Genomic DNA, 16,830 nt, shown 5'->3' on the forward strand with positions numbered 1-16,830 from the left:
AGGAAAATTGCCTTTTGTTGGCAGGCAAACGATTCACTTAGCATTTTACCCTGCTGCCGGGGGATCCAGGAGTAGTTTAGACATGGCAACCATTAAAGATGTAGCCAAACGCGCGGGGGTATCAACGACCACGGTTTCGCATGTAATTAACAAAACCCGCTTCGTGGCGCCGGACACCAAACGCGCCGTTTGGGATGCCATCAAACAGCTTAACTATTCCCCCAGCGCGGTGGCGCGCAGTTTGAAAGTCAACCGCACCAAATCCATCGGCCTGCTGGCCAGCACCAGCGAAGCCCCCTATTTTGCCGAGATAATCGAAGCCATCGAACATCAGTGTTTCGCCAAGGGCTACACCTTGATCCTGTGCAATTCCCATAACGAAGCGTCAAAACAGCAGGCCTATTTCCAAATGCTGGCGCAAAAGCGGGTCGACGGGTTACTGGTGATGTGCGCTGAATACCCCGCGACGCTGCTGTCGCTGCTGGAAGAGTATCGCCACATTCCCATGGTTGTCATGGATTGGGGCGAGGTGCACGGGGATTTTACCGATACCATTATCGACAATGCCTTTGCCGGCGGCTATATGGCTACCCACTATTTGCTCCAGCGCGGACATCGGGATATCGGCGCCATTCCCGGCCAGCTGGCGCGCAATACCGGCGGCGGACGCCACCGCGGCTATCTCCATGCCCTCAAGGAGGCCGGGATTACCCCTAACGAGGCGTGGATCGTTCAGGGCGATTTCGAGCCGTCTTCCGGTTATCGCGCCATGCAATCTATTCTTGCTCAGCGCCACCGTCCCAGCGCGATATTCTGCGGCGGCGATGAGATGGCGATGGGCGCTTTGTGTGCGATTCACGAGCAAGGGTTGCGCGTACCGCACGATATTTCGCTCATCGGCTACGATAATGTCAGCCACTCGCGTTATTTCACCCCGGCGCTTACCACCGTTGATCAGCCCAAGGCGGTGTTGGGGGAGTCTGCGCTGACCATGCTGCTCGATAGGATAATCAACAAGCGTGAGGCGGCGCAGACCATCGAAGTCCACCCGACATTGGTGGAGCGCAGCTCGGTGGCCGACGGCCCTTACCGCTCCCGCTAGTTTCCCACCGCCGCCGTTCGCGGCAAGTCCCCGTGCCCAACGGGGGACTTGCGAACGGCGCCCGCCATTGCCTGCAAAGCTTACCGCTGCCGATGGCCCCCACTGCCTGCGTGAATAATAACTCTTTAGGCTAATAAACTCTGTGAGAGGGGTGACTATTTCCAATAGTTATCATTGAGTTAGGCACTTATCCCTAATCCTGTTTTTGGAGTTGTCTAAAGCCGGATGCAGGCTTATACTCAATTACGTTAACAATTATAACGAGATTTCACTTCATTTTGCTTTTAGGGACATGATGTTTACTCATGCCTGTTTTTTTCGGGCAAAGCAGCCGGTTTAACAGCCATTCTGAGTTTCTATTCCTCTGTTAATTTTGTATCAGACACCACGGTTACCGTGGATTCTTATAAAAGCTCGCAGGCAGCGCCTGGCTCTTCCTGACGAGATATTTTCAGAAGAAAGGTGATGGAGAAGCTATGAGTTCCTCGTGTGTTGAAGACCTGAGCTTTCAAGATAACGCTTGGTATCGCATTGTCCATGAATTACTCGCTGAGGCCGACATTGAAATCAATGGATCGCGTCCATTTGATATTCGCGTCAACAATCCGGATTTTTTTAAGCGCGTGTTACAGGACGGTTCGTTGGGCTTAGGTGAAAGTTATATGGATGGCTGGTGGGAATGCGAACGGTTGGATATGTTTTTCCAGCGGGTTTTGCGAAGCGGGCTGGAAAATAAGCTTCCCCATCATCTTAAAGATACCCTGCGCGTTGCCGCAGCGCGCCTGACCAATCTCCAATCCCGTAAACGGGCCTGGATTGTCGGCAAAGAACATTATGATTTAGGCAATGACCTTTTCTCATTGATGCTCGATCCGTTTATGCAATATTCTTGCGGTTATTGGCCTCATGCCGACACGCTGGCGCAGGCCCAGCAAAATAAACTTGAGATGATCTGCCAGAAACTGCAACTCCAGCCCGGCATGTCGCTGCTCGACGTTGGCTGCGGCTGGGGCGGCCTGGCGCACTATGCGGCACAGCATTACGGCGTCAAAGTTCACGGCGTCACTATTTCAGCCGAACAGCAAAAACTGGCGCAAAAGCGCTGTGAAGGACAGGATGTCACTATTTTGCTGCAGGATTATCGCGATTTGGATTTGCAATTCGATCGCATTGTCTCGGTGGGGATGTTTGAGCACGTAGGGCCTAAAAATTACCACACCTATTTTGATGTGGTTGCCCGTAATCTGAAACCCGACGGGCTGTTTTTATTGCACACTATTGGCGCCAATAAAACCGACATGAATGTTGATCCGTGGATTAACAAATATATTTTCCCGAATGGCTGCCTGCCCTCCGTCCGGCATATCGCCGCTGCCAGCGAGCCGCATTTTGTCATGGAAGACTGGCATAACTTCGGCGCGGATTATGACCGCACGCTGATGGCCTGGCTGGAACGCTTTATTGCCGCCTGGCCTGCGTTGCAGGGCAATTACTCCGAGCGTTTCTACCGTATGTTTGCTTACTACCTTCAAGCCTGCGCAGGGGCCCCTTCCGCGCCCGCAATATTCAACTTTGGCAGGTGTTGTTCAGCCCCCAAGGGGCGGAAGGCGGCTTGCGCGTCGCGCGTTAACGTCTCGCACCAACCTGTGCGCCGGTCCCCATCGGCGCACACCTGCCCCTACATCTGCGTTTTATGCGCCCATCGGTATCAGGCGCGTTCGCGCGCCGCCAATACCCGCTCCACGGTATCAACAATCGCCTGCGTCTGCGGGTCGATTTCGATATTGACGCTATCGCCAAGCCGTTTCTTGCCGAGGGTGGTGCGCAACAACGTTTCAGGTATGAGATGCACGCAAAAGCGGTTGCCCGTCACTTCGCCAACCGTCAGGCTGATACCGTCGACGCCGATATAGCCTTTATGCAGGATATACTTCATCAACGCCCGATCCGGCATGCTGAACCAAATCTGGCGGTTATTTTCCGTGGTGACGATTTTGCTGAGTTCGGCAGTGCAGATAATATGCCCGGACATCAAGTGACCGCCAATTTCCGCCTGCAGGCTTGCCGCCCGTTCCACATTGACTTCATCGCCCATCATGAGCTGGCCCAAATTGGTCAGTCTGAGGGTTTCTTTCATCAGATCGAAACTCACCACATCGCCGGTTATCCCGGTAACCGTCAGACAGCAGCCATTATGCGCCACCGAGGCGCCAATAGCCAAATCCGGCAACAGCGCCGCCGGCAGGCGGACATAATGGGTGCGAAAATGGTCTTTTTCTTCAATCGCGGTAATGGGCACGGTGGCCTGAACAATCCCGGTAAACATGCGCTCTCCTCATCTGGCAACCCCAAACGTTATGGCGCTCAGTTTGCCCCATAATATGACGAATTCCAAATACTGACACGGTGCAATAGAAGGCATATCCCGCATATCACGTCGTTTTCCTGCTATCTTCGCCGACGAAATGCTTTACACTATTCCGCTAAAAGGATCCTGCCAGGTAAATACGTCAGGGTTTCCGCTAATAAAGAAATTTTTGTCAAACGAAAGAAAGGTGTTTGCGTGCAAAATTATGTTAAGGAAGCGCGTATCTTGCTGGCTCTCGCCCTCCCGGTCATTTTCGCCCAGGTGTCACAAACGGCAATGGGCGTGGTGGATACCATCATGTCCGGCTCGGTAAGCGCCACCGATATGGCCGCGGTGGCGGTGGCGGTGGGAACCTCCATCTGGCTACCGGTGATTTTATTTGGTCACGGTCTGCTGCTGGCGCTGACGCCGGTCATTGCCCAGCTTAACGGTTCCGGGCGCCGGGACCGGATTGCCCACCAAATTCGCCAGGGCTTCTGGCTGGCGCTCGGCGTCTCGCTGGTCACCATGGTGTTGCTGTATAACAGCCATCTGGTCATCGACCATATGCACAGCGTCGAGCCGAAGCTGGCGGAGAAAGCGGTGGCGTTTTTGCGCTGTTTGCTGTGGGGGGCCGCCCGGTTACTTGTTCTTTCAGGTGCTACGCTGCCAATGCGAAAGGCTTTCCCGCACTAAACCGGGCATGGTAATAGGCTTCATCGGCCTGATGAGCAATATTCCCATCAACTATGTCTTTATCCACGGCAAGCTGGGCATGCCGGCGCTGGGCGGCGTTGGCTGCGGCGTCGCGACCGCCTCGGTTTACTGGATAATGTTTCTGCTGCTGCGCGCCTATACGCGCCGGGCCAGCACGTTTCGCGATTTGCGCCTGACGGGCGGGTGGCAAAAACCCGACCCGGTAGCGCTAAAGCGGCTGTTTACGCTGGGTTTACCGGTGGCGCTGGCGCTGGCGCTATTTTTCGAGGTGACCTTGTTCGCCCTGGTGGCGCTGTTGGTCGCGCCATTGGGTATTGTTGCCGTTGCCGGCCACCAAATCGCGCTTAACTTCAGTTCGCTAATGTTTGTGCTACCGCTGTCGATTGGGGTGGCGGCCACCATCCGTATCGGGTATCGCCTGGGACAAGGTGACGTTGAGCAGGCGCGGGTCAGCGCCTGGTCCAGCCTGATGATAGGCGTCACGCTGGCTTGCTGCACCGCGCTGTTTACCAGCCTGTTGCGTGAGCGTATTGCCCTTTTATACAACGATACGCCGGCGGTGGTGACCATGGCCTCGCATTTGATGCTGCTGGCGGCCATCTATCAGATCTCCGATTCTATCCAGGTGATTGGTAACGGCGTGCTGCGCGGCTACAAGGATACCCGTTCGATCTTCTTTATCACCTTTACCGCCTACTGGCTGCTCGGCCTGCCCTGCGGTTATGTGCTGGCGCTGACGGATTGGCTGCGTCCCGCCATGGGGCCCAGTGGATTTTGGGTCGGTTTTATTATCGGTCTTACCTCGGCCGCCATTCTAATGATGTGCCGCATGCGCTGGCTGCAGCACCAGACGCCCGCGCGGATTTTGCATCGGGCGGCGCGTTGAGGGCGAAATGTGCCTTGAGCGGTGAAAAAGCCGGCTTAATGCACATTCCCTCGACAATCAAGCGGCGTCGGGGCGAAAAAACGCGTTTTCCCCTTGCAAGGCGTGATAGAGCCCGTTAATATTCGTCCCGCTGCCGCACTGGCAGCAGGCAACAAAATGCGTTCTTAGCTCAGTTGGTTAGAGCACCACCTTGACATGGTGGGGGTCGATGGTTCGAGTCCATTAGAACGCACCATTCTTTGTGCGTCCGTAGCTCAGTTGGTTAGAGCACCACCTTGACATGGTGGGGGTCGGTGGTTCGAGTCCACTCGGACGCACCAATCATAATCGCACCCTTTCCCGCTGCTATTGCATTTCAGGCTACCGTTATCACGCGCTGGTTACGCACCGACCCTTGGTTGGCGGGTGTGGCTATCGCCATCGACGCGCCAGGGACCCCCTGTTTGGCAGAGTTCAGGCGTACGATGAGCTGGCGCTAAGGCCTCGCTAAAATGCGACGATCGGTGGCAAAATTGACACAATTACGCTTTTTTTTGTGCTAACGCATTAATTGTCCAGTTTTTACTATGTTTCCCGCCGGCCAATAACTATAATGCAAAACGTTATTTCAATTGAATGGTTCGCGCCGATTGATTTGTCTTACAGCCATAAAAACAGTATTGCCCTACGGCGCATATCGGCTTCATTGGCTTGAGCCGTTCACCTTTTTTTCCTTACGTTTTGAGCGTTGTCACCTATCCTTTAACATGGACCGCAGGTTTAACAAGCGGCTTTTTTTTTCATCGCGGGCCTGGTCCGGCGATGCACCAGCTTTCTCATCCATCACAACTTATAGAAATCAACGTTATGAAAAAGACTAAAATTGTTTGTACCATCGGTCCGAAAACCGAATCCGAAGAGGTACTGTCCAGCCTGCTTGATGCGGGTATGAACGTCATGCGTCTTAATTTTTCCCATGGTGATTATGAAGAGCACGGGCAGCGCATCAAAAACCTGCGTGCGGTGTTGAAAAGAACCGGTCAGCAGGCCGCTATCCTGCTTGATACCAAAGGCCCCGAAATCCGTACCATGAAACTGGAAAACGGCGCCGATGTCTCGCTGCGCGCTGGCCAGACCTTTACCTTTACCACCGATCAGAGCGTTATCGGCAATAGCGAACGCGTCGCGGTCACCTATCCCGGTTTTAGCCAAGATCTGGCGGTCGGTAATACCGTGCTGGTCGATGACGGTCTGCTGGGCATGACCGTGACCAGCGTCAGCCAGGATCAGGTAGTGTGCAAGGTGCTCAACAATGGCGATTTGGGTGAGAATAAAGGGGTTAACCTACCCGGCGTGTCCATTGCCCTGCCCGCGCTGGCGGAAAAAGATAAACGCGACCTGATTTTCGGCTGCGAACAAGGCGTCGATTTCATTGCCGCCTCCTTTATCCGCAAACGTTCCGACGTGCTGGAAATCCGCGAACACCTGGAGCAACACGGCGGCGGCCATATCCAGATCATCTCTAAAATCGAAAACCAGGAAGGGCTGAATAATTTCGATGAAATCCTCGAAGCCTCCGACGGCATTATGGTCGCCCGCGGCGATCTTGGCGTTGAAATTCCGGTGGAAGAAGTTATTTTCGCGCAAAAGATGATGATCGAGAAGTGTAATCGGGCGCGCAAGGTGGTGATTACCGCGACCCAAATGCTTGATTCGATGATCAAAAACCCGCGTCCGACCCGCGCGGAAGCCGGCGACGTGGCCAACGCCATTCTGGATGGCACCGACGCCGTGATGCTATCCGGCGAGAGCGCGAAAGGCAAATATCCGCTGGAAGCGGTGACCATCATGGCGACTATCTGCCAGCGCACCGATCGTATGCTGCCGAGCCGTATCGACAGTGTGAACGATAGCCGTAAACTTCGTATCACCGAAGCCGTCTGCCGTGGCGCGGTCGAAACGGCAGAAAAATTGGAATCACCGCTGATTGTGGTCGCGACAGAAGGCGGCAAATCCGCCAAATCCGTGCGAAAGTATTTCCCGAAAGCAGAAATTCTGGCGCTGACCACCAACCCGCTAACCGCGCGTCAGCTTTTGCTGAGTAAAGGAGTTTCCTGCCAGCTGGTCGAAGAAATCGCTTCCACCGATGATTTTTACCGCATCGGCAAGGCAGTGGCGTTAGAAACCGGTCTGGCGGCCAAAGGGGATATCATCGTTATGGTTTCCGGCGCGCTGGTACCGAGCGGCACCACCAATACCGCCTCGGTGCATATGCTGTAAGCGTCAGCCGGGGGGGCGTACGCACGTCAGTGCCACCCCCCTAACCCTGTGGCAATGCACGCCCTGACGCCGCTCAGGGCGACTCTGGCCCGCGTGCTGACTTACATTGTCCACCACAGGCATCGACACCGATGACAGGCCCCTGCTATGCAGGGGCCTTTTTGTTGTCCCAACCCGACATTATTAAATAAGTGTAATACTTATTAATTAACGGGCATCCTGGCAATACCGCAATTGGTACCAGAATGGTATAAAGAAACTTTATCCGCGGACCTATTTCATGGTCAATCGCCCATGGTCATCACCGGTAATTGGACGCAGAGACAAAAGAATCGCGCTAAAGAAATAGAATATTTAGCGCAACCAATTTCGATAGCACGTTTTGCCGCTGACGTAATCGGAGAAATCTTATGGTAGCAAGGCCTTCAAGGCGCTTTTTTTTAACCACTCTGTAAAATAAGATGTTTCTTTGAGCGGTCGATCGAATTTAATCGTTTTATTCGCAAAATTTATTCTCATTCGAAAATAGTTTGTGTAATACTTGTAATGCTACATGGAGATTAACTCAATCTAGAGGGTATTAATAATGAATCGTACTAAACTGGTACTGGGCGCGGTAATTCTGGGTTCCACTCTGCTGGCTGGCTGCTCTAGCAACGCTAAAATCGATCAGCTGTCCTCCGACGTTCAGACCCTGAACGCCAAAGTTGACCAGATCAGCAACGACGTGAACGCACTGCGCTCCGACGTTCAGGCTGCTAAAGACGACGCTGCCCGTGCTAACCAACGTCTGGACAACCAAGCCACCTCTTACCGTAAGTAAGAGTTCCGGTCTTGATTGGGAATGGCGCACTTTGTGCGCCATTTTTTTTGCCTGCTTTGCACACGCTGGCGACCGGCGCTCAACGCCCCCCTCTTCTTGATATGCGCCCGCAGGCATCATCAGGCGACTGCGCTAATCCTACCCGAGACGTCCAGGGTTCGGCTCTGCTCATGTTAACCGCCACAGGGTAAGCCGCACGCCAACGTGGCGCCACCGCTGCACCCGAGCTGAGCCAGACGCACGGTGTAGCACCCCCGCTGCACTCAAGCTGAGTCGGGCGCACGACGTGGCGTTTCGCCGCATTACAGCTGAACCAGAACGCACACCGCCGCATTACAGCTGAGCCGCACGCACGACGTGGCGCACCGCCGCATTACAGCTGAGCCAGACGCACGACGTGGCGCACCGCCGTATTACAACTGAGTCGGACGCACGACGTGGCGCACCGCCGCATTACAGCTGAGCCAGACGCACGACGTGGCGCACCGCCGCATTACAGCTGAGCCAGACGCACGGCGTGGCGCATCGCCGCACTTCAGCGCTATTTTCATCGCGCCTGATATGCGCGCGGCGTAACAGATGAGCTTTCTCACCCGGTAGCCAAAACGACGACGGACGCACCGCCGGCTCAGGCGGTGCGTCCGTCTATGACTATAGTAATGCTTGTGCAACGGCCCGGCGTCGCCGCGCGGGCGCTATGGCGCGTGGCGCCCTATGCGCCATAGCGCCCGCGGCGTCCTTTGCGGCCACGCTATCCGCCGTTTTTTCTGCTACCTGCGGCGCCTCGGGGGTTACCGGTTCGCCGTTATTGACCAGCACCGGCATGCCCGAGCGGCGCGCCACGGCCTGCTTCACCATGGCACGGTCGGTTGCGGGCGCGGCAACAAATCGGGTCGTTCGGGCATCAAAACGAATGGGTAAAGTCTGCGGATCATCCTTCTCCGTGCGGGACAACGGTTGGTGGACCTCCACATAGCGTTTGCCGTCAGGCTCCACCGCCGCTTTCACCGGCTCATTGACAACCTGCACGCGAGTACCGACCGGTACGCTGTTAAACAATGCCGCGATATCGTCCGGCCGCAACCGGATACAGCCGGAGCTAACCCGCATGCCGATGCCAAAATTGGCGTTGGTACCGTGAATAAGATAGGTGCCGGTCCCGGCCGCCAACCGCAGCGCGTACAAGCCCATCGGGTTTTTCGGGCCTGCCGGGACCACGGCGGGCAGCGTGACCCCCTGCTCTTTCAGGTAAATCTTGCGGATGTTGGCGGTCGGCGTCCAGGTCGGGTTTGGGATTTTCTGGCTGATAGAGGTTACCATTGTCGGCGTATTGCGCCCCAGTTGGCCGATGCCGATGGGGTAAACAATCACCCGATTTTCCCCTTTAGGATAATAATACAGCCGCATTTCCGCGAGATTAATGACGATGCCTTTGCGCGGCGTATCGGGCAATAGCATTTGGCTGGGAATAGTCAATACCGTGCCCGGCCGGGGAAGCCAGGGATCGGTGCACGGGTTGGCTTCCAGCATCGCAAGCAGGCCGATTTTATAGTGATCGGCGATAGCTTCCAGCGAACCGCCATCCTGGATGACGGTGTGCGTGGTGTTTTCACCGATAAGCCGGCTATTGTCCGGCGGCAGCGGATAGACGGTGGCGCTGGCCGCGTTGATGCCGCAGGCCAGCACAGCGGCCAGCGTCCACGCCAGCCTGTTGGTTATGTTTAGCATAAGCATTCCTGGGTCAGTAACCTGTAGAGCGGCGCAAGGGTCGGCCATGGGAGTCTGGACCGGCCGGCGCCAGCGTTGAGTGTACCAAATGACCGGCCAGTTCCGCGATGCAGCGAACTCCTAAAGCGCCACAATCAACGCCCGGCAAAACACCGACCCACGCAGCGAAAAGCAAGCGCGACGGGGCAACCGCTCTCAATGGTCAACACCGCGTCAGCGCGCGGCAACCAGCCAAGGCAGGGGGAACCGTTGCGGCGACAGCGAGTCAACTTTGCCAAGGCGGGAGGCGAGCCGCTTGGCGACAGTATGTTAGCTGCGTGGTGGTTGTTAACAGGCAGGCCGTGGAGCGCTCCCCTAAGGGGATAAACGAAATATTCGCAGCGCCAGCGTGTGACGCCTAATGAGTCAGGCCGTCCCACCGGGACGGCGCAAGCGGTTACCGGCGCGCGGCAGCCTGAGCGCGAATGCCCCGCACCATGGCTTCCAACCCTTGCGACCGGGATGGCGTCAGATGCTGGGTGAGCGCCAGCGCGTCGAAAAAGGGCCGTACGTCGTAGGTAACAATCTCCGCCGGGGTGAGCCCCTGGTAGAGGATAAACACCATAGCGATAAGCCCTTTCACGATAGCGGCATCGCTGTCGCCGTACAGCTGGACGCTGCCATCGGCCTGGGTCGACAGCACAATCCAAACCTGGCTTTGGCAGCCGGCTATTAGATTATCCGGCGTGCGCATCTCCGCCGACAGCGGCGGTAGCTGCCCGCCCAGTTCAATGATATACAGATACTTCTCTTCCCAATTGCCGCAGCGGGAAAAATTGCGCAGCAATTTATCTTTATCAGGCAGATTCGCCATCGTTACGTGCTCCCTGTCGGCTATCAGCCCAGCAAACGCTGCACCCGCACCAAACCGGCCACCAGCCGATCAATATCGTCGCGATCGGTATACATCGCCAGCGACGCACGGCACATACTCGCCACCTTGAAATAGGCCATCAGCGGCATGGCGCAGTGGTGGCCGGTGCGAATGGCGATACCGTATTGATCGAGGAAGCTGCCCACATCATAAGCATGGTGCTTCCCCAAATTGAACGCGATAACGCCGGTGCGATCGTCAGGCCCGTACAGCGTTAGGTCCGGCACCTGCTGCAACGCTTCGAGCGTATAGCGCATCAGCTCGTGCTCATAGGCTTGAATGCTGTCCAGCCCCACCTGTTCAATATAGGCAATCGCGGCGCCTAGCCCCATCATGCCGGCGGTATGGGGCGAGCCTGCCTCGAAACGCCAGGGCGCATCGTTAAAGGTGGTGCCCTCGGTCAGACTGACGGTGCGGATCATCGAACCGCCGCCTTCCCATGGCGGCATGGCGTCCAGCAGCGCTTTTTTAGCGTAGAGAATACCAATCCCCGTCGGGCCATAGATTTTATGGCCTGAGAACACATAAAAATCACAATCCAGCGCCTGCACGTTCACTTTCTGATGCATGATGCCCTGCGCGCCGTCAATCAGCACCACGGCGTCACTGGCCGCGCGCACCTGGGCGATAAGTTCCGGCAGCGGATTGAGAGTGCCGAGCACATTGGAAACCTGGGTGACGGCAAACAGGCGGGTGCGATCATCAATTAACGCCGGCAGTTGGGCTACGTCAAGCGTGCCGTCGGGCAACAGCGGAATATAGCGCAGCGACAGCTGCTTTTCTTCAGCCAGCATTTGCCAGGGCACAATATTGGCGTGATGCTCCATCTCGGTGATAACAATATTATCGCCGGGCTGAAGATGCTGCCGGCCCCAGCTATTGGCCACCAGGTTGATGCCTTCGGTGGCGCCTTTAACGAACACGATTTCATCCGCCGAGGCGGCATTAATAAAACGCGCCACCTGTTGACGCACGTTTTCCATGCGGGTGGTGGCTTCGCTGCTTAAGGTATGAATACCGCGGTGCACCGCGGCGTATCCCTGGCGATAATAGTCGCTTTCACAATCGATGACGGCGTTAGGCTTTTGCGCACTTGCCGCGCTGTCGAGATAGGTCAGCGGCTTATCGTTGACCTGCCGCGCCAAAATGGGAAAATCAGACCGGATCCGCGCTATGGGATAGGTCATACCGCCACCCCCTGTAAAGCATCGGCGATACGCGCCAGCACCGTGTCGCGCACCCCCTCGTGGCCAATCGCTTCCGTCACTTCCGCCGCGAAAGCATAAATGATCATCTGCTGGGCGTCTTCGCGGGTGATGCCGCGCGAACGCAAATAAAAAATCTGCTCCTCGTCGATGCGCCCCACGGTGGCGCCATGACTGCATTTTACGTCGTCGGCATATATTTCCAGCTGCGGTTTGGTGTCCACCTCCGCCAGGCGATCGAGCAGCAGATTATTATTGGTCATCTGACCGTCGGTTTTCAGCGCATGCTTGGCCACTTTAATCAGGCCGTTGAACACCCCCTTGCCGCGATCGCGGGCGATCACTTTGTGCAGCTGGCGGCTCAGGCAATGGCCTTTGTTGTGTTCAAGATAGGTGCGGGTATCGCTGACGTCCTGCCCCGAGGGCAGCAGCAGGCTGTTTATTGCCAGATCGGCACCTTCGCCGTTTAACTGCGCGCTGGTCTGATGCCGGGTCAAGCCTGCGCCAAGAATAAACGTACTGCTGCGCACCACCGCATCGCGGCCCACGCTGATATCGTTATGGCTGAAGTGGTAGCTGGCGCGGCTTTCAAAAGCCAGTTTGATATGGCTCAGATGCGCATTATCGCCGACCGTTAAAGTGGTACGGGCGCCGCTGAAATGCCCCTGGGCATCAACACTGGCGAAATGTTCGATAATTTGCCCCTGCGCACCGGACTCGATATCGATATGATGGCGGTAATGCAGCGTGGTTAGCGCTTCGTTATCCTCGCCACCCTGACTGATATGCAGCAGATACAGCGGTCGTTGCGCCGCCTTGCCCGCCGGCAGGCGGATACGGGTGGTCTGCTGACTCAAGCTTTCGGTCAAATGCAAAAACACCTCCGGCTGAATGGGGGCAGGCAGCGCCCGGCGGGCGGCCCCTTCCTCCACCTCGATTTGCCACAAGCCGGTATCACTATCGCTCAGCGCCGGCGCAAAGCGGCCATCAACAAACACCAACCGGTAGGCATCCAGCGTCAGACTGAGGGCATCGCGCACCGGAGCGGACACCGCGCGGGTGGTGGCAGGCGCAAAGCGGTGCGCCAATAGCCCGTCGAGCGGAGTGTATTTCCAATGCTCATGCTGGCGGGTAGGCAGCCCCAGACGTTCCACGTCGCGCCAATGGGCGTAGGCCTCGGCAGAGCGCGCCGTGCTCTGCCCGGCAAACAATTGATGCCATTGAGTCAGCGCGCGGGCATTACTGTTGTTTGGTAAGCCAGCCATAGCCTTGCTCCTCAAGCTGTTTCACCAGGGAAAAATCACCGGATTTCACAATGCGGCCCTGATACAGCACATGAACGTGGTCGGGCTTGATGTAGTCCAGAATACGCTGATAGTGGGTGACGATAATAAAGGAACGTTTGCCGTCACGCAGGGAATTCACGCCGTGGGCGACAATCTTCAGCGCATCGATATCCAGACCGGAGTCCGTCTCATCCAGAATGCACAAATCCGGCTCCAGCGCCGCCATTTGCAGGATATCGTTACGTTTTTTCTCACCGCCGGAAAAGCCCACGTTGACCGAGCGGGTCAGCAGATCGGCCGGCATTTTTAACAGTTCAATCTTGGCGTCGATAAAATCGGCAAAATCAAAGCGGTCCAGCGGCGGCTGTTGGCGGTATTTGCGCACGGCATTGACGGCCGTTTGCAGGAAAAACTGGTTACTGACGCCCGGAATTTCCACCGGGTATTGGAACGCCATGAACACGCCTTCGCCGGCGCGCTCTTCTGGCTCCAGCGACAGCAGATCGCGGTCTTTGAACATGACCTCACCGGAGGTCACCTCATAATCTTCGCGCCCGGCAAGCGTCGCGGACAAAGTACTCTTCCCGGAACCGTTCGGCCCCATGATGGCATGGACCTCGCCGGGTTTCACTTCCAGATTCAGTCCCTTGAGGATGGCGTTGTCTTCCACGCTGACGTTCAAATCTTTAATCGATAACATGTTTCATTTTTCCTTTACCCGACCTGTCGAGCCGTCCGGGTAGCAAACGCGGTAGCGCGGCCTTAGCCCACGCTGTGTTCGAGGCTGATAGCCAGTAATTTTTGCGCTTCCACGGCAAACTCCAGCGGCAGCTCGGAGAACACGTCCTTGCAAAAGCCATTGACGATCATCGAAATCGCATCGTCTTCGCTGATGCCGCGCTGGCGGCAGTAGAACAGCTGATCTTCGCCGATACGCGAGGTGGTCGCCTCATGCTCCAGCTGCGCGGTATTATTGCGCGCTTCCACATAAGGAAACGTATGGGCGCCGCATTCGCTGCCGATAAGCATGGAGTCACACTGGGTAAAATTCCGTGCGTTGGTGGCGGTCGACATGATTTTCACCAGCCCGCGATAGGTGTTTTCGCTCTGGCCGGCCGATATCCCTTTCGAGATAATGGTCGAGCGGGTATTTTTGCCGATGTGGATCATCTTGGTGCCGGTATCCGCCTGCTGGCGGCCGTTGGTCAACGCGACCGAGAAAAATTCCCCCACCGAATTGTCGCCGCGCAAAATCACGCTCGGGTACTTCCAGGTGATGGCCGAACCGGTTTCGGACTGGGTCCATGACATTTTGGCGTTTTCACCCGCGCACAGCGCGCGCTTGGTGACGAAGTTCAAAATACCGCCCTCGGTTTCGCTGCCGGCAAACCAGTTTTGCACCGTGGAATACTTCACCTCAGCATCTTTCAAGACAATCACTTCTACTACTGCCGCATGCAGCTGATAGCTGTCGCGCACCGGCGCCGAGCAGCCCTCGATATAGCTGACATAGCTGCCTTCATCGGCAACCAGAATAGTCCGTTCAAACTGGCCGGTTTTGGCGGCGTTGATGCGAAAATAGGTCGACAGCTCCATCGGGCAGCGCACGCCCTTTGGCACATAAACGAATGTGCCGTCGGAGGCGACCGCCGAGTTGAGCGCGGCAAAGAAGTTATCGTTAGCGGGTACCACGCTGCCCAAATACTGGCGCACCAGTTCGGGATGCTCATGGATAGCCTCACCGAAGGAGCAGAAGATAATGCCCTGCTCCGCCAGCTTATGGCGATAGGTGGTGGAAACCGACACCGAATCGAATATCGCATCGACCGCGACCTCGCTACCTTCGCGTACCGGCACGCCGAGCTGGTTGAACGCCTGTTCCACTTCATCGGTCAGGTAGTTTTTTGCCCCTTCCGCGCCGGACTGCTGCGTAGCGCCGGGCTGCGAGCCGCAGGTATCATCGCAGGCGCCGCACGACGGCGCGGAATAGTAACTGTAATCGTTATAGTCGAGCGGCTGGTACTTGGCTTTCAGCCAATGCGGTTCGTCCATTTCCAGCCAGGCGCGATAGGCGTTAAGGCGAAACTCCAGCATCCACTCCGGCTCATCGCGTTTCGCCGAGATAGCGCGCACCACGTCTTCACTGATGCCGTGCGCCAGTTCTTCGGTGGCCAGTTGGGTAAAGAAGCCTTCTTTATAACGCTCGCTTTTCACCCAGGGTTGCGTTGCGTCAATCGCCTCAGGGGTGTCAGTATTGCTTCGTGCCATAATGATTCATCGCTCAAAGGCCAAAACTCTCGCCGCACCCGCAGGCGTGCTGAGCTTTGGGATTGTTAAATTTGAATACGTGGTTCAAACCTTCCTGTACGTAATCCAGTTCCGTGCCGTCAATGAAAGGCATCGCTTTTAGCGGCACGTACAGTTTGGCACCGTCATGGTGGTAAACCCGGTCGCTGTCATCGGTTTGCGTGGCCTTCTCCACCACATAGCCGAAGCCGGCGCAGCCGGACTGTTTCACGCTAAGCCGCAATCCCAGCATGGTGGGGTCGCTCTCTACCAGGCGCAGAATCTGACAGGCGGCGGAATCGGTTATCGTCAAGCCGCGCCAGATATTCTCCTCAAGGGAGAACGTCTCAACCTTATTGTCTACTTGCATCAGGTTTACCTCATGACGTTACAAGCTGATACTCGGAAAACCCGCCTATGTTAAAGAGTTGTATTTTCTCTTCAACCTTGACCTTTATAGGGGAATAGGCCGTTTGAGAGGAAATGGCTGCGGCTAGCGCCGGCAAAAAACCATTTTAGACCGCTATTCCCCTAATTAATTTAGGGCTATTACACCGCTAAAACCCTGATTTTCCGTATGTATGAAAAGAAAAGATCATTTTTTTAATACTAAAACTTTCTGCCCCATGACTAAAGCGAATATTCATAGAAATAAACTATTTTTATAACAGGCGAAAAAATAATTCGTCATTTTCGCTCAGAAAATAACCAATGGGGAAATAACCCTAAAATGCGACGGAAATAAGCGTAACGGCTATGTTGTCTTTATTTGATAATAATTATCATTACGTCGCTACTGGCGGATTACGCTCGCTAATATTGGCTGCAATTATCGGGCTGATGACGGCCTTGCGCATCTTGATAACAATTATATCACAAAAGCGCCGGCGGCGGCAGGCTCTTCTGTGCGCCGCCAAATCAACGGCATAGGTCGCGGCCAACGCGTCGGCCCCTCCTTGGCGGATTGCCCGGTCAAGGGATGTGGGACTTTCGCCTCGCTGGCGGGTAAATGTCGTTGGTGCGCCCGACCTGTCCTAACGGCGCATAGGTATCTACACATTTATCGTGATACCTGTTATTACTTTGCAGAATGATTTCAACCTATCTGTTGGCGGGATTGACTCTCGCCTTACCCGCCGATATCAGACGCGGGTTAAACAGCATATGACGCCCGCGGCTCTTCTTGCTTCTGCGGTTAAAGACCTCGCAAGTGCTCAAAAATCAACTTTCGCAACTACCCAAGCTGTCTGGCGTTTTCTGAATAATAAGCGAATTAGC

The 16,830-nt window shown here is 55.7% G+C and carries 11 protein-coding genes, 2 tRNA genes and 3 pseudogenes; 8 read left to right on the forward strand and 8 right to left on the reverse strand.

The genetic code is table 11. The annotated features are described in order from the left end of the window. Positions 1-82: 82 nt before the first annotated feature. Together purR and cfa are read left to right on the forward strand one after the other, a co-directional pair. Positions 83-1,102: an HTH-type transcriptional repressor PurR gene (gene purR / locus CINSTRO3249_RS01440; RefSeq protein WP_074011870.1), complete on the forward strand. Its 1,020-nt coding sequence runs from the start codon at positions 83-85 to the stop codon at positions 1,100-1,102. Positions 1,103-1,578: 476 nt separating this feature from the next. Then, positions 1,579-2,732, forward strand: a pseudogene (gene cfa, locus CINSTRO3249_RS01445) (cyclopropane fatty acyl phospholipid synthase). Between the two features lie 78 nt (positions 2,733-2,810). Here cfa and CINSTRO3249_RS01450 read toward each other — a convergent pair. Next, complete coding sequence (locus CINSTRO3249_RS01450) at positions 2,811-3,428, reverse strand: riboflavin synthase subunit alpha (protein ID WP_074011871.1); 618 nt, start codon at positions 3,426-3,428, stop codon at positions 2,811-2,813. A gap of 237 nt (positions 3,429-3,665) precedes the next feature. On the opposite strand from CINSTRO3249_RS01450, the pseudogene CINSTRO3249_RS01455 reads away from it, so the two are divergent. The 5 genes and pseudogenes from CINSTRO3249_RS01455 (at position 3,666) to CINSTRO3249_RS01475 (ending at position 8,134) form a co-directional block, all read left to right on the forward strand. Then, positions 3,666-5,052: pseudogene (locus CINSTRO3249_RS01455) on the forward strand (MATE family efflux transporter). Positions 5,053-5,210: 158 nt separating this feature from the next. Further along, positions 5,211-5,287, forward strand: a tRNA-Val gene (locus CINSTRO3249_RS01460). An 8-nt stretch (positions 5,288-5,295) separates the two neighbouring features. Continuing rightward, a tRNA-Val gene (locus CINSTRO3249_RS01465) sits at positions 5,296-5,372 on the forward strand. A 526-nt stretch (positions 5,373-5,898) separates the two neighbouring features. Next, on the forward strand, positions 5,899-7,311 hold the full coding sequence (pykF, locus tag CINSTRO3249_RS01470; protein WP_074011872.1) for a pyruvate kinase PykF: 1,413 nt from the start codon (positions 5,899-5,901) through the stop codon (positions 7,309-7,311). Positions 7,312-7,897: 586 nt separating this feature from the next. Beyond that, positions 7,898-8,134, forward strand: coding sequence for a major outer membrane lipoprotein (locus CINSTRO3249_RS01475; RefSeq protein WP_025422232.1), 237 nt, complete (start codon positions 7,898-7,900; stop codon positions 8,132-8,134). 651 nt (positions 8,135-8,785) lie between these two features. On the opposite strand, the gene CINSTRO3249_RS01480 is transcribed toward CINSTRO3249_RS01475, so the two are convergent. The 7 genes from CINSTRO3249_RS01480 to sufA form a co-directional block, all read right to left on the reverse strand. Continuing rightward, on the reverse strand, positions 8,786-9,862 hold the full coding sequence (locus tag CINSTRO3249_RS01480) for a L,D-transpeptidase family protein (RefSeq protein WP_084790084.1): 1,077 nt from the start codon (positions 9,860-9,862) through the stop codon (positions 8,786-8,788). 436 nt (positions 9,863-10,298) lie between these two features. After that, positions 10,299-10,715: a cysteine desulfuration protein SufE gene (gene sufE, locus CINSTRO3249_RS01485; protein ID WP_074011873.1), complete on the reverse strand. Its 417-nt coding sequence runs from the start codon at positions 10,713-10,715 to the stop codon at positions 10,299-10,301. 23 nt (positions 10,716-10,738) lie between these two features. Next, positions 10,739-11,962, reverse strand: a complete 1,224-nt coding sequence (sufS, locus tag CINSTRO3249_RS01490) for a cysteine desulfurase SufS (protein WP_074011874.1) — start codon at positions 11,960-11,962, stop codon at positions 10,739-10,741. Then, positions 11,959-13,245: a Fe-S cluster assembly protein SufD gene (gene sufD, locus CINSTRO3249_RS01495; protein ID WP_074011875.1), complete on the reverse strand. Its 1,287-nt coding sequence runs from the start codon at positions 13,243-13,245 to the stop codon at positions 11,959-11,961. Before sufD ends, sufS begins: the two co-directional genes overlap by 4 nt. After that, positions 13,220-13,966 (reverse strand): Fe-S cluster assembly ATPase SufC, encoded by a 747-nt coding sequence (gene sufC, locus CINSTRO3249_RS01500; protein ID WP_074011876.1) that lies wholly within the window; start codon positions 13,964-13,966, stop codon positions 13,220-13,222. The genes sufD and sufC overlap by 26 nt, the downstream gene beginning before the upstream one ends. Before the next feature lie 62 nt (positions 13,967-14,028). After that, positions 14,029-15,534 (reverse strand): Fe-S cluster assembly protein SufB, encoded by a 1,506-nt coding sequence (gene sufB / locus CINSTRO3249_RS01505; protein ID WP_074011877.1) that lies wholly within the window; start codon positions 15,532-15,534, stop codon positions 14,029-14,031. 13 nt (positions 15,535-15,547) lie between these two features. Then, positions 15,548-15,922 carry a Fe-S cluster assembly scaffold SufA gene (sufA, locus tag CINSTRO3249_RS01510; protein ID WP_074011878.1) on the reverse strand — a complete coding sequence of 125 codons (375 nt, stop codon included), beginning with the start codon at positions 15,920-15,922 and terminating at the stop codon, positions 15,548-15,550. A gap of 695 nt (positions 15,923-16,617) precedes the next feature. On the opposite strand from sufA, the pseudogene CINSTRO3249_RS16385 reads away from it, so the two are divergent. Next, a pseudogene (locus CINSTRO3249_RS16385) lies at positions 16,618-16,830 on the forward strand (hypothetical protein); the annotation flags it as partial.

The sequence above is a fragment of the Candidatus Sodalis sp. SoCistrobi genome (assembly GCF_900143145.1).
Taxonomy (GTDB): domain Bacteria; phylum Pseudomonadota; class Gammaproteobacteria; order Enterobacterales; family Enterobacteriaceae; genus SoCistrobi.

Coding starts and splice junctions, on each gene's coding strand:
- purR (WP_074011870.1), top strand. CDS start 83: ATGGCAACCATTAAAGATGTAGCCAAACGCGCGGGGGTATCAACGACC.
- CINSTRO3249_RS01450 (WP_074011871.1), bottom strand. CDS start 3,428: ATGTTTACCGGGATTGTTCAGGCCACCGTGCCCATTACCGCGATTGAA.
- pykF (WP_074011872.1), top strand. CDS start 5,899: ATGAAAAAGACTAAAATTGTTTGTACCATCGGTCCGAAAACCGAATCC.
- CINSTRO3249_RS01475 (WP_025422232.1), top strand. CDS start 7,898: ATGAATCGTACTAAACTGGTACTGGGCGCGGTAATTCTGGGTTCCACT.
- CINSTRO3249_RS01480 (WP_084790084.1), bottom strand. CDS start 9,862: ATGCTAAACATAACCAACAGGCTGGCGTGGACGCTGGCCGCTGTGCTG.
- sufE (WP_074011873.1), bottom strand. CDS start 10,715: ATGGCGAATCTGCCTGATAAAGATAAATTGCTGCGCAATTTTTCCCGC.
- sufS (WP_074011874.1), bottom strand. CDS start 11,962: ATGACCTATCCCATAGCGCGGATCCGGTCTGATTTTCCCATTTTGGCG.
- sufD (WP_074011875.1), bottom strand. CDS start 13,245: ATGGCTGGCTTACCAAACAACAGTAATGCCCGCGCGCTGACTCAATGG.
- sufC (WP_074011876.1), bottom strand. CDS start 13,966: ATGTTATCGATTAAAGATTTGAACGTCAGCGTGGAAGACAACGCCATC.
- sufB (WP_074011877.1), bottom strand. CDS start 15,534: ATGGCACGAAGCAATACTGACACCCCTGAGGCGATTGACGCAACGCAA.
- sufA (WP_074011878.1), bottom strand. CDS start 15,922: ATGCAAGTAGACAATAAGGTTGAGACGTTCTCCCTTGAGGAGAATATC.